General features: G+C 36.4%; 12 protein-coding genes. 4 read left to right on the top strand and 8 right to left on the bottom strand.

Going from position 1 to position 13,877, the window contains the following annotated elements; translation table 11 throughout:
• Positions 1–15 precede the first annotated feature (15 nt).
• Together R2Q16_RS14540 and pdhA are read right to left on the bottom strand one after the other, a co-directional pair.
• Positions 16–1,689, bottom strand: a complete 1,674-nt coding sequence (locus R2Q16_RS14540) for a pyruvate dehydrogenase complex dihydrolipoamide acetyltransferase (RefSeq protein ID WP_316737967.1) — start codon at positions 1,687–1,689, stop codon at positions 16–18.
• Between the two features lie 33 nt (positions 1,690–1,722).
• Positions 1,723–2,718 (bottom strand): pyruvate dehydrogenase (acetyl-transferring) E1 component subunit alpha, encoded by a 996-nt coding sequence (gene pdhA, locus R2Q16_RS14535; RefSeq protein WP_290242890.1) that lies wholly within the window; start codon positions 2,716–2,718, stop codon positions 1,723–1,725.
• 621 nt (positions 2,719–3,339) lie between these two features.
• Between pdhA and R2Q16_RS14530 the strand changes: the two genes are divergently transcribed.
• The 3 genes from R2Q16_RS14530 (at position 3,340) to R2Q16_RS14520 (ending at position 5,385) form a co-directional block, all read left to right on the top strand.
• Positions 3,340–3,897, top strand: coding sequence for a C40 family peptidase (locus R2Q16_RS14530; protein WP_316737966.1), 558 nt, complete (start codon positions 3,340–3,342; stop codon positions 3,895–3,897).
• A gap of 163 nt (positions 3,898–4,060) precedes the next feature.
• Entirely contained in the window at positions 4,061–5,155 is a 1,095-nt protein-coding gene (locus tag R2Q16_RS14525; RefSeq protein WP_316737965.1) for a CapA family protein, read from the top strand.
• 44 nt (positions 5,156–5,199) lie between these two features.
• On the top strand, positions 5,200–5,385 hold the full coding sequence (locus tag R2Q16_RS14520) for a hypothetical protein (RefSeq protein ID WP_316737964.1): 186 nt from the start codon (positions 5,200–5,202) through the stop codon (positions 5,383–5,385).
• Position 5,386: 1 nt separating this feature from the next.
• On the opposite strand, the gene R2Q16_RS14515 is transcribed toward R2Q16_RS14520, so the two are convergent.
• The 3 genes from R2Q16_RS14515 to R2Q16_RS14505 form a co-directional block, all read right to left on the bottom strand.
• Complete coding sequence (locus tag R2Q16_RS14515; protein ID WP_316737963.1) at positions 5,387–5,602, bottom strand: helix-turn-helix transcriptional regulator; 216 nt, start codon at positions 5,600–5,602, stop codon at positions 5,387–5,389.
• Positions 5,603–5,697: 95 nt separating this feature from the next.
• On the bottom strand, positions 5,698–5,883 hold the full coding sequence (locus tag R2Q16_RS14510) for a hypothetical protein (protein ID WP_316737962.1): 186 nt from the start codon (positions 5,881–5,883) through the stop codon (positions 5,698–5,700).
• A 145-nt stretch (positions 5,884–6,028) separates the two neighbouring features.
• Positions 6,029–8,071, bottom strand: a complete 2,043-nt coding sequence (locus R2Q16_RS14505; RefSeq protein WP_316737961.1) for a M13 family metallopeptidase — start codon at positions 8,069–8,071, stop codon at positions 6,029–6,031.
• Positions 8,072–8,162: 91 nt separating this feature from the next.
• Between R2Q16_RS14505 and R2Q16_RS14500 the strand changes: the two genes are divergently transcribed.
• Positions 8,163–9,095, top strand: coding sequence for an SPFH domain-containing protein (locus tag R2Q16_RS14500; RefSeq protein WP_316737960.1), 933 nt, complete (start codon positions 8,163–8,165; stop codon positions 9,093–9,095).
• A 251-nt stretch (positions 9,096–9,346) separates the two neighbouring features.
• Here R2Q16_RS14500 and R2Q16_RS14495 read toward each other — a convergent pair whose 3' ends face one another.
• The 3 genes from R2Q16_RS14495 to R2Q16_RS14485 form a co-directional block, all read right to left on the bottom strand.
• Complete coding sequence (locus R2Q16_RS14495; protein ID WP_316737959.1) at positions 9,347–11,539, bottom strand: carboxy terminal-processing peptidase; 2,193 nt, start codon at positions 11,537–11,539, stop codon at positions 9,347–9,349.
• A gap of 712 nt (positions 11,540–12,251) precedes the next feature.
• Positions 12,252–12,935 (bottom strand): hypothetical protein, encoded by a 684-nt coding sequence (locus R2Q16_RS14490; protein WP_316737958.1) that lies wholly within the window; start codon positions 12,933–12,935, stop codon positions 12,252–12,254.
• Between the two features lie 29 nt (positions 12,936–12,964).
• Positions 12,965–13,807 carry an isoaspartyl peptidase/L-asparaginase gene (locus tag R2Q16_RS14485; protein ID WP_316737957.1) on the bottom strand — a complete coding sequence of 281 codons (843 nt, stop codon included), beginning with the start codon at positions 13,805–13,807 and terminating at the stop codon, positions 12,965–12,967.
• Positions 13,808–13,877 lie beyond the last annotated feature (70 nt).

Genomic DNA, 13,877 nt, shown 5'->3' with positions numbered 1-13,877 from the left:
TATCCAATTGAAAGCTTACGCTAATAATCTGATTGGCTCTTCTAATAAACCTTTTAATGTTTGTAAGAATTGTGCTCCGGTTGCACCATCAACCACACGGTGATCGCAACCCAAAGTTAACTTCATTACATTACCTGGAACTACAGCGCCATTTTTAACAACTGGCACAGCTTGAATAGCGCCAACTGATAAAATTGCACCATCAGGAGAGTTGATGATTGATGTAAACTCATCGATACCAAACATACCTAAGTTAGAAACCGTGAAAGTAGAACCTTCCCAATCTGCAGGCTGTAATTTTTTAGCTTTTGCTTTACCCCCGAAATCTTTAACCTCAGCAGAAATGTGAGATAATGATTTACCATCCGCAAAACGAACCACAGGTACTAATAAGCCATCTTCAACTGCCATAGCAACACCAATGTTAGTATGTTCGTTGAAACGGATTTTATCGCCACCCCATGATGAATTAACCGCAGGGTGTTTTTTCAATGCTACAGCAACTGCTTTTATCACTAAATCGTTGAAAGATACTTTAACAGGAGCCACTGCATTGATTGCCGTACGGGCAGCCATTGCATTATCCATGTCGATACTTACAGTTAAATAGAAGTGTGGAGCAGTAAATAAACTTTCCGCCAAACGTTTTGCAATAACTTTACGCATTTGCGAAACAGGTTGCTCAGTAAATTTAACTTCGCCAACAAATGTTGGAATTACCGGAGCAGCAGCAGCTGGACTACCAGCGCTTTCAGCTTTAGGCTTTCCACTTTCCGCTTGCGCAGCAGTTGGCTTAAAGTTTTCAATATCTTTTTTAATGATACGACCACCTTCTGCGCTACCTGCAACTTGCGATAAATCAATGCCTTTATCTTTAGCAATTTTCTTAGCCAAAGGCGATGCTTTCACACGGCTATCTGATGAACTTTCTGCAACAGGAGCAGATGAACTCGCATCAGCAGTAGAAGCTTGTTTTTCTTCTTTCGGAGCTTCTTCTTTGCTTTCGGCTTTTGCTGCAGGAGCAGAACCGCCAGCTAAAATACCACTAACATCAGTTCCTTCCGGACCAACGATAGCGATAATGCCGTTAACTTTAGCAGCAGAACCTTTTTCTACACCAATGTGCAATAAAGTCCCAGTGGCGTAACCCATAACTTCCATAGTTGCCTTATCGGTTTCTACATCAGCTAAAACATCATCATCCTTAACTTTATCGCCAACTTTTTTATGCCATTCGGCAATAACGCCTTCAGTCATGGTATCGCTTAACAAAGGCATACGTATTACTGTAACACCTTTTGCAGCTAATTCTTCTTCGCTTAAACCGCCACCTTGAGCAGGAGCAGCTTCTTCTTTCTTATCTTCAGCTTTAGGCGCTGCATCTTCAGACTTCGGACTTGCCGACTCCTGACTTCCTGATTCAGCCTCTAAAGCCGCTTTGTAATCTTCGCCTTCTTTACCAATAACGGCCATAATAGCATCAACCGGTACAGCAGTTCCTTCTTCTACACCTACGTATAAAAGAACACCATCCCAGTAAGATTCCATATCCATTGTTGCTTTGTCAGTTTCTACTTCTGCCAAAACATCGCCGCTTTTCACTTTATCGCCTACTTTTTTGTGCCACTTAGCCAAAACCCCTTCGGTCATGGTGTCGCTCATTTTGGGCATTTTAATTACATCAGCCATTATATCTAATTAATTGAAATCTTTTAAAAAATATTAGTCCATTACGTAAGGGTAGTTCTCAGTCATATATACATCTTTGTATAATTCAGATGCATCTGGCCAAGGAGATTCTTCGGCAAATTTCACAGCCTGATCTACAGTAGCTTTAACTTTAGCTTCTACTTCTTCAATCCATTTCTCATCTGCATACTTTTCTTTAAGAATAGTTTCTCTTGCTAACTCAACCGGATCTTTTGCTTTATAATCTTCTAACTCTTCTTTCGAACGGTATTTAGCAGGGTCAGACATTGAGTGACCACGGTAACGGTAAGTTCTCATTTCTAAGAAAGTTGGTCCTTCACCTTTACGAGCACGTTGAATCGCCTCGTCCATTGCATTATGTACAGCAACCGGGTCCATACCATCAACTGGTGCACAAGGCATATCGAAACCTAAACCAATTTTATAAATATCAGTCATGTTTGTAGTACGTTGTACCGAAGTACCCATTGCATAACCATTATTTTCGCAAACAAAAACAACAGGCAATTTCCAAAGCATAGCCATGTTAAAAGTTTCGTTTAATGCACCTTGGCGTACAGCGCCATCGCCCATATAACAAATATTAACGTTATCGGTTCCTTTGTATTTTTCTGCAAAAGCAACGCCAGCACCTAATGGAATTTGACCCCCAACAATTGCATGACCACCATAAAAGTTATGTTCTTTACTAAACATGTGCATAGAGCCACCTTTACCTTTAGAGCAACCAGTCGCTTTACCATACATTTCAGCCATAATGCTATCGGCAGTTACGCCTAAAGCTAAAGCATGTGCATGATCACGGTAAGTAGTAATCATTGAATCGCCTTTTTGCATTGCAGATATTGCTCCTGCAACTACAGCTTCTTGTCCAATGTATAAATGACAAAAGCCACGAATTTTTTGTTGTCCGTATAACTGGCCTGTTTTTTCTTCGAATTTGCGCATAAGCAACATCGACTCGAACCACTTCAACCAGGTATCTTTATTTATTTCTACTGCACTCATTTTAAGGTTATTTGTTTTTTGCGACAGCAAATCTAATTTTTTTATTGTAATTTTTGTCACTTTCTATTGTAAAAACATCATAATAATAGGGCTAAAATATCACTTAACAGTTGTTTTACAGTTAAGTAAACAAAATCTGAAGCATTTCTTTTGAGTAACCGATTTTATAGAAGTTAAACTTTGCAAGTTTTCACAATATACATTCTAAATTCTAATAAAATTTAATTCTGCAAAAGCTAAATTATTCCTAATTATAAATATTTTTAGAAAGGCAAATCACAGAAGCATTTAGGTTACAGTAGCCCCGCCATTCGCATTATCTTTTTTGTTAAAGTTTCTGCTTAATTTTCAACAATTAGGTCAAAAAAGTATAATTGCTGCTGTCGGGCTTAGTTAAATTAAGCCTGGAAGATATATTAACACTGAGATTTATTTTCCAAATTTTTAAGCAATAAACTCATAAAAAACCTGTTATAATTCGGAAATTGTTAATAACTTTCAGTTTTTAACAATAAACATTTGGATAACATTTGTATTATTAATAATTTTGAAGCTCGAACAATAAGCCCTAAGTGGTGTACGTTAATGTGTAAGTGAAGTACCCAAACATAACTGTATAACATGATTAAAAAATTTTTGTTTTCATCCTTAATCGCTATTTGCACGCTCTCCGCCGCATTTGCGCAAACAAAAACAAAAGAAACAGGCAAAGAATTAAATGATCCAGATAACCTAGCTTCACAGTATTTTTCTCAGGTTATGGGGGTAGCTGTAGATGCAACATCTAATTTAAAGCTATATAAATTTGTATACGAATGGATTGGAACTCCTTATAGTTTCGGTGGTAATACAAAAAAAGGCATCGATTGTTCTGCATTTACTAAAGCGATTTACGACAAAGTTTTCAACACAACCATCAGAAGAAATTCTAGAGATATTTTCAGCATGGTTGATCCATTATCAAAAGAAGATTTAAGAGAGGGTGACTTAGTTTTCTTCAAAATTAAAAGCAGAAGTATTTCTCACATTGGTATTTATTTGGGCGACAATAGATTTGCTCACGCATCTAGTTCTCGTGGTGTAGTTATCAGTAATTTAAATGAACCATATTACAGTCGTTATTTTTACAAGGGCGGACGTATTTTAGAATCATTTAAAAAAGATTTTACAGTTGAATAAGCCGTTCTACAATTGTAGATTAAAATATATAATCCTCCAGAAGTAATTTTGGAGGATTTTTTTATACATACGCCGCTCAACTATCGTTGTTATTCTGAATTTATTTCACAATCTTAAAGCAATAGGTATTTATTGGAAGCACATAACCTTAATTAACTATTTAATGAAATTAACCGCTAGCATAATTTTATCATTCCTCATTTTAATAGCAATTATCAGTTGTACAAGCAATAATGTTCAAGTTCTACCTATCGACAAGGCCGATACTGTTGTCAGAAAGATAAAAGATACAATCTCGATTACTGCTGTTGGTGACATCATGCTGGGTTCTGCTTTCCCTTCAAAAGTAAACCTTCCACCCGATGATGCGATAAATAGTTTTCAGGCTGTAGACAGTTTACTCAAAGGTGATATCGTTTTTGGAAATTTAGAAGGCTGTTTTTTAAACTCAGGTAATTCTACAAAATGTAATGGCATAAACCCTAATAATTGTTATGCATTTAGAATGCCCGAACGCTATGCGGGTATCTATAAAAAAGCCGGATTTAATGTTTTGAGTATAGCCAATAATCACGTTGGCGACTTTGACGCAAAAGGACGAAAAAATACAGCCAGAATATTAGATTCCCTACAAATTCATTATGCAGGGCAATTGAACAAGCCTTTTGATGTTTTTGAAAAAGATAGTATTAAATATGCTTTTTGCGCTTTTGCACCGAATGAAAATACAGTTTCAATAAATAAAATTGATAGTGCAAAAGCACTCGTTGCTAAGCTTAAAACTATGGCGGACATTGTGATTGTTTCTTTTCATGGTGGTGGCGAAGGTGCAAGATTTGAGCATGTGACCAGAAAAAATGAGATTTTTTATAACGAAAACCGTGGTAATGTTTATGCATTTGCCCATGCTGTAATTGATGCAGGTGCAGATGTTGTTCTAGGGCACGGCCCACATGTAAGCCGTGCGGTTGAGGTTTACAAGAACAAATTTATTGCTTACAGCTTGGGTAATTTCTGCACATACGGTATGTTTAGCCTGAAAGGTTCGAATGGTTTTGCCCCGCTTTTACAGCTAAAAGTTAATAGCAAAGGCGACTTTCTATACGCTGATATAATTTCTGTTAAGCAGGATAAAATTAACCGATTAACACTTGATGATAACTTTACAGCCTTTAAGAAGATAAAAACACTAACAGATATTGATTTTATTGGACACCAGTTAAAGTTCGAAAACAATAGAATTAGCCAAAAAGATTAAACTGTGCTTACATCAATATCATTGAAAATAAGAATATTTGCTTAATGAAAAATTTAATTTACGTACACTATATTATTTGCATTAGCGCCATAATTTTAGTCTTCGCGGCAGCATTCTATATTAACCAAAATCCCAAAAATCTTTTATCTGCCGGAATTGTCATTCTCGCCGGATCACTTGTGGCCTACAGTCAATACCTGATTATCAAAAGCAAGAAGAAAGGTAAATAGTTTAAGGCACGAGTATCTCTTCAGCCGGTAAGTTTAATATTAAAGCAATATGAAAAAGTCTTTCTAATGGAATATCTTTTACCTGCTTTTCGTTCTTCGAATAAGTTCCGGTAGCGATGTTTAACAAAGCTGCCATTTTATTTTGAGTAATATTTAATTCCATTCTTCTCGAACGAATCTTTTCGCCTATAAGTTGATAGCGCATATCTGGTCCCATAATTTAAATTATCTAGTAAATTTTGGGATGATTTTAGATTGCAATAATACGAATATCAAAGCATCCTCACAACAAATTATAGGCGTTTGTGATGGTTAACTCTCGTCCTTCGTGTTTTTTACCAGGCCAATACCTGATAAAAAGAATATTAATCCGATTATACCATAAACCATTAGGCCTCGTGTATCTTGACTGTGGTTTACAAAACCATATCCTGCGTAAATTAATCCAATGATACCTAAGATGGTTAATACAGTTCCGAAAGTGCGCTTTACATTCATATTTTAGAATTTAATATGAATTAAGACAAACATTGCTGTCTTTTGTTTTCAACCACATAAAACAGATATCAATTAATAAAAAAAGCCACAGATTTGCAGATTATTTAATCTAAAAATCTGTGGCTCATTGAATTAGTGTGTTTTACTACCAAACACCTAATCTATTTTCTGGCGCAATATACATTTTAGCAGTTGCGGGTACATTAAATGCTTTATAAAAGGCTTCCATATTATAAACGGGTCCATTCACCCTGAACATTTCAGGGCTATGCGGATCAGTTTTTAAACGTACACGCATCGTTTCATCTCTGTTTTTAATTCTCCAAACCTGAGCAAAACTTAAGAAGAAGCGTTGGTCTGGTGTAAAACCATCAATTTTATCGTTTTCCTTACCTTGTTTAGTTAGTTTAAATGCATCGTATGCAATATTTAATCCACCTAAATCTGCAAGGTTTTCACCCATGGTCAATGAGCCATTAACGTGCTGATTATCTAACAAGGCAAAATTGCTGTAAAATGTACCAACTTTATCCGCTTTGGTTTTAAATTTAGCAGCATCTTCTTTAGTCCACCATTCTTTTAAATTACCCGTAGCATCGTATTGGCGACCTTGGTCATCAAATCCATGAGTCATTTCGTGGCCGATTACCGCACCAATTGCACCATAATTAATGGCATCATCAGCGTTAAATGCAAAGAATGGGAATTGTAAAATCCCGGCAGGGAAAACTATCTCGTTGTAAGCCGGATTATAATAAGCGTTTACCGTTGGTGGGGTCATAAACCATTCGCTTTTATCAACAGGTTTTCCAAGTTTATCCATCATCTCTTTGTACTGATTTTTTTCAGCAGATTGAAGGTTAGCAAAGAAAGTAGTTTTCGAAATTTCTACATCATCGTACTTTTTCCATTTATCGGTATAACCGATTTTTTTAACGAAGGCATTTAGTTTTTCAAGTGCTTTTTTCTTGGTTTCAGCACTCATCCAGTCCAGTTTTTTAATTCTATCCTCGTAAACTTTTTGCAAATTGTTTACCAGCTCAAGCATTCTTTTCTTAGCCTCTGGCTTGAAATATTGCTCAGCGTACAACTGACCTAATAAATCGCCTAAATTATTGTCTGTATTGTTAACCATCGATTTCCAACGCTCTTTTTGCGATTGGCGGCCTGCTAAAGTTTTATCAAAAAACTCAAATCTCGCATCTCTGAATTTTTGCGTTAAAGCATAAGCTTTATCATTTAGGGCATCGAATTTTAGCTTTTCTTTCCAAACCTCTATTGGTTGGGTTTTGATTAATGATGCTAATGCTTTATAATATTTTGGTTGACGAACAATCACAGTGTCTACATTTGCTCCAAGTTTTCCTAATATTGCCTTAAAATCTAAAGTTGGTACTTGCTTCTGGAAATCGGCAACTGCAAATTTATTATAGTTCTTAACCGGATCACGTAACTCGACAGGGGTAGAATGCGATTGCGCAATGGTTGTCTCTAACTTAAGAATATCATCAGCATATTTTTTAGCATTTGCCGAATCGCCTGCTAAAGCAAAAACTTTAGAAATATAGGCTAAGTATTGTGTTCTTATTTTTTTTGCTTTTTCATCCTGATCCAAATAATAACTTCTTTCAGGAAGATTTAAACCGGTTTGTGAAAATACCAAAGCATTTTTTGTGCTGATTTTATCATCAGGCTCAATACCAAAACCAAGTAAATCACCTTCTGCATTCTTAAAACCATCAGCAATAAAATTAACTAAATCTTTATCGTTCTTGATGGCATCAATTTTTGATAACAAAGGCTTAATCGGCTCGATTCCTAATTTTTCTATGGTTACAGAATCCATTCCGCTTGCATAAAAATCGCCAACTTTTTGTTCGGCAGTACCTTTTGATGCATTTCCTTTAGCGGCTTGTTCTAAAATACTCTTTAGATTTTTAAGGTTGTCGTTATACAAAGTATAAAAAGAACCCCAACCCGTTTCAGTTTTAGGGATTTCGGTATCTTTTATCCACTTCCCATTTGCATAAAGGAAAAAGTTATCACCTGGCTTAACGGTCGTATCCATGCCGGCCGTATCAAAGAATACTGTTCTTTGGTCGGCTTCAGTTGCCTGATGGCTTTTGTCATTTTGGCAAGCAGCTAAAATCAACAAAGCAGCTGCAGGCAGAATTATTTTTTTTTTCATACAGTTTTAAAAGTTAGTTAAGTAAATCTACGAAAATGCTTCAGGTAGTTTATATGAAATTTTTTCTAACTTCATAAAAAAAAATCTAATTATGGAATATACTATCTACATTCTCATTTTTCTTGCTGTTATTATTCTATTAAGTTCATTTGTAACAGTAAAGCAAGGTACAATAGCAGTTGTAACAGTTTTCGGTAAATATCAACGTCTGCTCAGACCGGGCTTAAACTTTAAAATACCGTTAATCGAGCAAATTTATTCTCGCATATCAATCCAGAACCGTTCAGTAGAACTTTCGTTTCAGGCGGTAACGCAAGATCAGGCAAATGTTTATTTTAAAGCAATGCTTTTATATTCTGTAATTAATCAGGATGAAGAAACCATAAAAAATGTAGCTTTTAAGTTTGTTGATGCAACCAATTTAATGCAGGCTTTAATCAGAACAATTGAAGGTTCAATTCGTGCTTATGTTGCTACACAAAAGCAGGCAAATGTATTGGCTCAAAGAAATGAGATCGTTCTACACGTAAAAGAACAAATAGACCAAGTGTTAGACGGTTGGGGCTACCACTTGCAAGATTTGCAACTAAATGATATTACTTTCGACGAAGAAATTATGCGCTCAATGAGTCGTGTAGTAGCTTCAAATAACCTTAAGGCTGCTGCAGAAAACGAAGGTCAGGCTTTGTTAATTACAAAAACAAAAGGTGCTGAAGCCGATGGTAATGCCATTAAAATTGCGGCAACTGCCGAGCGTGAGGCGGCACAACTTCGCGGTCAGGGTATCGCTTTGTTTAGGGAAGAGGTTGCAAAGGGTATGACAAATGCTGCCCACGAAATGCAACAAGCTAATTTAGATACATCAGTAATTTTATTTACGATGTGGACGGAAGCCATTAAACAATTTGCCGAGTATAGCGAGGGCAACGTAATTTTCCTTGATGGAAGCACCGAAGGTATGAATAATACAATGAAGCAAATGATGGCGATGCAGCAAAGCCAAGTAAATAACGCAAAGAAATAATATCAATTGAAAAGCAAAAGCTTTACTTGTCGGATGAATCAGTCAGGCTGTACGCTAAATCTTTTGTGTTTTACCTAGACTTACGAAGTTAGTAACTCGGATGTTTCGTAAAACTTCGTAAGTCTGGCCTGCCAGAGCAAAAAGGGATACCGTTTACATCCTGTTTATTAACAGAGTATCTGCAAAAAGTATGGAGCATAAAAAAGCCGATAGAAGTAAATTCTATCGGCTTTTTTGTATCTGAGTATTTCTTAAAACTTTGGAGTAGAGCCTAAGCCTAAATTCATAACATAACTTCCGGCTTGCTGCATAAAATCGCCCATTACATGCAACGATTCATCTTCGATAAAATCGTAAGCATCTTGTTTAGTCGATTTTTCACCTTTCTTCAAGGCCGGTAAACCTCTTGCTGTTCTTAATTCGTTAGCACGAGATAAAGCTTTAGTTTCTTGCGCATCACGTTCTGCTTTAAGCTTTGCTTCATTTAACGTAACCGAAGTTTCTGCATCACGTTTTTTCATTTCCGCAATATCTTCTTTCAAGTATTTAAAATCTAAAGAGTTCGAAACACGCTGCTCGCTGTTTTTAATCAGATTTGGTTTAACCGCAGTTAAATTAGCAACCGATTTAAAGTTTGAACTTGGAATCACATCCCAAGGCAAAGCAGATGGTTCTGTATCTTCGCCAATTTTATCCATTGGGTAAAGCGAAGGGAAAACAACATCAGGTACAACGCCTTTATGCTGTGTACTACTTCCCGCTACACGATAAAACTTAGCCATTGTTAAGTTAATCTGGCCAAGGTTAATGTCTGATGCAGCTGTGCCAGATGGAGCAGTACCAGTAGTTTTATTTTTGGTAATGATACCTGCAATTCTTTGCAACATACTTGGGTTAACCAATTTATTCAAATCAATTGAAGATTGCACAGTTCCTTTACCATAAGTTTGGCTACCCATAATAATTCCGCGACCATAATCCTGTATCGCTCCGGCGAAAATTTCAGATGCTGATGCACTTAATCTATCTACCATAACTCCAAGCGGCCCATCCCAGGCTACACCAGTTGCTTCATCTTCATCAACCTCAATTTTGCCACGTAAATCCTTAACCTGCACAACCGGACCTTTATCAATAAATAATCCTGTTAATGAGATGGCTTCAACCAAAGAACCACCGCCGTTACCACGCAAATCCATTACAATCGCATCAACTTTATCAAAAGTTTTTAAAGAATCGATTAACTTTCTTACATCACGGGTTGTACTTTTATAGTTTTTGTCGCCAGCATTTGCGGCTTTAAAATCGGCATAAAAAGCAGGTAACGAGATAATACCCATTTTATATTCTTTGCCATTTTGGTTAATGGTTTTAACCTTTTTCTTTGCCGAAGTTTCTTCTAAAACAATTTTATCGCGAACAAGCGAAATGATAACAGGTTTTGAAGACATTTCCTTGCCAGATGGAATCACTTTTAAGCGAACTTTAGTTCCTTTTGCACCTTTGATTTTCGCCACTGTCGCATCCAATCTCCAACCCACAACATCTACAAATTCACCATCGCCTTGCGCAACCGCAATAATTTTATCTCCGGGACTTAATTGTTTGTCTTTAAAAGCCGGGCCGCCTGCAATAATTTCAGAAATTTTAACTACTTCGTTTTCTAACTGTAAACGGGCGCCAATTCCTTCAAATGAACGCGACATATCTTCGTTGAAAGCAATTGCATTTACCGGGTTGAAATAATTAGTGTGCGGATCAATCGATTCTGTAAACGAATCCATCAAAATTTGAAAAACATCTTGATTGTTTGTTTTAGAAGTCTGCGATTGAAGGTTCTGATAACGTTTTGTTAAAGTTTCAATTCCTTTCGGACCTGTAGTTCCGGCTAAATTTAAATTAATCAACTCATATTTAACACGTTTTTTCCAGGTATCATTAAGAGCAGTTATAGAGGTTGCCCAAGGCATTTTCTCTCTATCGTACACATATGAATCGGTTTGGTTAAAATCGAACTTGTTTTTAATTTGCGCCAGAGAATAAGCGAAATATTCGTTTAAACGTTTTGCATAAACATTGTAAATGTAAAATGGGCCACTCAAATCGCCATTTTTAAAATCATCATCCAATGTATATCTGTATTTTTCAAACTCCTTGATATCAGAAGCAATAAAATAATTTTTACCCTGATCTAAGGCTTTAATATATTTATCTAAAATAATAGAAGATATAGAATCATTTATTTCAAGCTTTTTATAATTATAGCTTTCAATTAAATTAACGACTTCTCTAATCACAAGCTGCTGCTGTTCGTCAGGCTTAACATTAACTACACCATCAACCATAGGTTGAGATTTTGGAGCTGCCTGGCAGGCGAGCACTGCCGCAGTAAATAGTACAAAAAATATTCTCTTCAACATCTCTTTAAATAATTTAAAATCCATTTCAAATATTATATAGCCAATATGATACCATTTTATCAAATAAACAAAAAAGACAGAGTATTATTTCCGTCTCTTTTCAAAACGTATCAAATCTAGCTAAAAGCTTTTTATTTTTCAATCTTCTAAAAGAACGATAATGTACGTCTTTTGTTTTGAAATGAATACTTTAGCGCTTTTTGACATATGAAATTTACATCAAGATTATCACTATGTTAAATAGTGTTAAAATTGATTATAAGATTCTACTCTAAACTCTTAACCCTAAAATACCCCGCCCTTCGAGCCCCCTTGCAAGAATGGGAATTTTACAGCATTAAAAGCATACCAAAGCCACATTAGCATGACCATTACTTTACCTCTTGCAGGCTATTTGCTAAGGGTTTATTAACCCTTTATTAACCTTTTGGGTAAGCAGGGGGTTAACAAAGGGTTATGAATGGGTTAACAATGGGTAAAGAAAGGGTCAGCAATGGGTTAACAAAATGATACTTTAGGGATAACCTGTCTGCACCAAAGGGTTAACAATTCAGTTGCGGCCTCTGCGTCTGCTTTCTTCAAATGCCGCTAGCAAATCCCGTTTATTGTACCTATCGCTGCTTGGCATTTTGATGGGTTTTATAGTGCCGTCTTATACCCTGCGATTGTAGGCACCTTCACTAATTTCTACTTAATGTAAATTGTGCTTAAATTGGCTTTGAGGGAGGTAGATTTATTATTTTTTTGAAGAAGTTTTACTGGCAATAACTTCTCTGGCATCCCTTATCTGCGATTTGTATGTGGTGCTTTTAAGCGAACGAGAAAGAAGTTCAGCCTGGTTTAAATCGCGGTTTGCAAGTGTATAATCTTTTTTCTTGATTTTTACCTGTGCCAGGCCCAAAACAGATTCGATATAAGAATTATTGTTGCCTAGCTGCCTTGCTAAAATACCTTGTTGAGTGTAAAACCACATCGATTGCGTGTACTTGTTGCTAGCCAAATAAACCTTACCTAATAAACTATAGGTAGTCATTTGTCCGCTACGGCTACCCATTTTTGAATAGTTTTTTAGTACAACATTTAGCAATATTTGCTCAGCATCACTAAAACGACCCAGCTGATAATGCATGCTGCTCATTTTAGTTAAAGCTTGTACATAAAGATTGAGGTTTTTAACGGCATTGAATTCAAATGCGGCCTTACCGAAAAGGGTTAAAGCTTCGTTAAAATCGCCTTTGCGTTCAAGGCTTTCAGCATCTTCAAAATAGTTGTTTCCTTCAGCTAAATCGTACTTTGAAACGGCAATGTTTATCGCGCTTCCGCCCAAACCCGGTTCTTGGTTATCAGATTTATCTATGTTTTGTGCGCTAAGTTGTAAGGAGGCAAAAAGGCTTAAAAAAGCCACAACTATTTTAGTCATGCAACAAAAATAATACTTTAAATGATATTTTAGCTAAATACCTCTAAATTAACATCAAATGATGCCCAAACCATATAAGGATGTGAGTCGCAATGGTAAATTTCGCCACTGGCGGTAATACCGACAACCCCGGCAAAGCCATCAAATGCTTTCAGTTCTTTAAAACTTTTATCGGCAGCGTCTTTTAGCGAAAAGCCATCAGTTACCCGGGTTACAATTTTAGCCGCTAATGCACCACTTACGATATCTTCACCAACGCCCGTGCAAGAAATTCCTGCAAACTGGTTGGCATAATTACCTGCAACTGTAGCCGAATCACTTACACGGCAAGGTATTTCAAAACCCTTGCCCCCTGTCGAAGTTGCTGCAGCTAAGTTTCCATCTTTATCTAAAGCAACGCAACCAACTGTTCCCTTATTATTTTGTTGATTTAACTTGGTTTCGTATTCTGCTTGTCTTTGAGCGATGATTGGATCGAAAAAGTCAAATCCATTCTTTCTTGCAAAATCCTGAGCACCTGTTCCGCTTAAAACCCTATCATCATAATCCATCAATTTTAATGATACCTCGATTGGGTTTTTGATGTCTTCCACATTAATTACACCACTAAATTTTTCAGTTTTGCCATCCATTAAAGCGGAGCTTAAGCGAACTTTACCATCACTTTGAATTTGAGAACCAATTCCAGCGTTAAATAGCTCATTGTTTTCCAAAAGTGCAACGGTGTAAACTACTGTTTCTAGAGCAGTATGGTTTTGCAGATATTGGTGTCCGAGCGTTACAATTTCGGCTAGGGCATTTTGCTTCGCTTTTTTTGTTTCAAGATTTGTAGATGACTCACTAAAAAAGCCACCATGAATAATTAGTTTCATTTTGTTAGTTTCTAGCCCTTAGTATAAAGATATTAGTATCAGGTATCAAGATTAAGAGGTTTTAAGATTT

Source organism: Pedobacter aquatilis (assembly GCF_032678425.1).
In the GTDB taxonomy this organism is placed as follows: Bacteria; Bacteroidota; Bacteroidia; order Sphingobacteriales; family Sphingobacteriaceae; genus Pedobacter; species Pedobacter aquatilis_B.
This window is presented reverse-complemented; position numbering and strand designations above follow the sequence as displayed.